Genomic DNA, 1,462 nt, shown 5'->3' with positions numbered 1-1,462 from the left:
ACGGCATGATGGGGTGGACGGCGCCCGACGGCATCGGATGTGCCAGAATGAGTTCGTTGAGATCTCAAACAAGGGAGCCGTCCGTGGAACACCTTATCCGTATTGGCATGGATACGTCCAAGAGTGTTTTTCAGCTGCATGGTGTCGACGCTGCGGAGCGTTCGGTGCTGGTGCGTAAATTGCAACGGCGGGCGGTAGTCCCGTTCTTCGCCAAGCTTGCGCCGGTGAGGATCGGGCTGGAGGCGTGCGGTGGCTCGCATTACTGGGCGCGCACGCTGTCGGGGCTGGGTCATGAGGTGGTGCTGATCGCGGCGCAGCACGTGAAGCCGTATGTGCGGCGCGGCAAGCATGACGCGGCTGACGCCGAGGCGATCTGCGAGGCGATGAGCCGGCCCAGGACACGCTTTGTTGGGATCAAGAGCGGCGAGCAGCAAGCGGCGCAGATGCTGTTTGGGGTGCGCGAGCAGCTGGTGCGGCGGCGCACGCAGCTTGCCAACACGATCCGCGGCTACGCAGCCGAATTCGGCCTGGTGGCCGCACAAGGCCTTGCCCGCATCGAGCCACTGCTGGCCCGCATTGCCGGCGACGCGACGGTGCCGGCGCTGGCAAAGGAACTGCTTGAGACGCTCGGCGAGGAATACCGCGCGGTGTGCGCGCGATACGCGGCAATCGACAAGAAGCTGTTGGCCCATCACCGCAAGGACGAGACTGGACAGCGGCTGGCTGCGATGCCCGGCGTCGGGCCGGTCGTGGCGAGCCTGCTCGGCGTCAAGGTCACTGATGCGACAGCGTTCGGTTCGGGACGCGACTTCGCGGCGTGGCTGGGGCTGACGCCGAAGAACCATTCGACCGCCGGCAAGAACCGGCTGGGGGTGATCACGCGGGCCGGCGACGAGATGCTGCGGCAGGCGCTGGTGGTGGGCGCGACGGCCCACATCCAGCAGGTGCGTCGCGGCCGCGCCAAGACCTCGCCGTGGCTGGCGGCGTTGATTGCGCGCAAGCCGCCGAAGCTGGCGGCTGTGGCGCTCGCCAACAAGACCGCCCGCATGGCCTGGAAGATGATGATCACCGGCGAGCCGTACCGTTGCGGCCTGGCGGGCAACCTGACGCCTCCTCGCCGCCCTCAAGGCCGCTTCGCGCCGCCTACGGCGGTGGCCTGCGGCCAGCCCTGACCGCGGCTCAGCACGGCGCTGACATGCCCGGATAGGCCGCAACGGAGGAACACCGAACACAAGCTCTTGCAACGGAAGGAAGATGGCGTGATCGATCGATCCGTGACGCGCGAAACTCCGAGGGATCCATTGGCCAACGAAACCGCTGGCATGATTGGAACGGGCGTCGCGAACCCCACCTTGGCCAGCGGCCGCAAGGACCGTGCTCAAAGGCCGGACATATGGACGCAAGCGATCGAAAACGACGCAAAACAACCGTTGCAGGCAGGGCGCCGTCCACATATGGATCC

At 66.5% G+C, this 1,462-nt stretch carries 2 protein-coding genes; both read left to right on the top strand.

Annotated features, from left to right (window positions below; all coding sequences use genetic code 11):
• The first annotated feature begins 83 nt into the window (after window positions 1-83).
• Entirely contained in the window at window positions 84-1,172 is a 1,089-nt protein-coding gene (locus NKI24_RS35725; protein ID WP_352750880.1) for an IS110 family RNA-guided transposase, read from the top strand.
• An 87-nt stretch (window positions 1,173-1,259) separates the two neighbouring features.
• A partial coding sequence (locus tag NKI24_RS35720; protein ID WP_352475113.1) for a hypothetical protein occupies window positions 1,260-1,462 on the top strand: 203 nt, incomplete at its 3' end.

This window comes from Mesorhizobium sp. M0701, from assembly GCF_040320365.1.
Lineage (GTDB): Bacteria > Pseudomonadota > Alphaproteobacteria > Rhizobiales > Rhizobiaceae > Mesorhizobium.
Note: the sequence above shows the minus strand (reverse complement) of the source record. Positions and strands in the feature narration are given on the sequence as shown.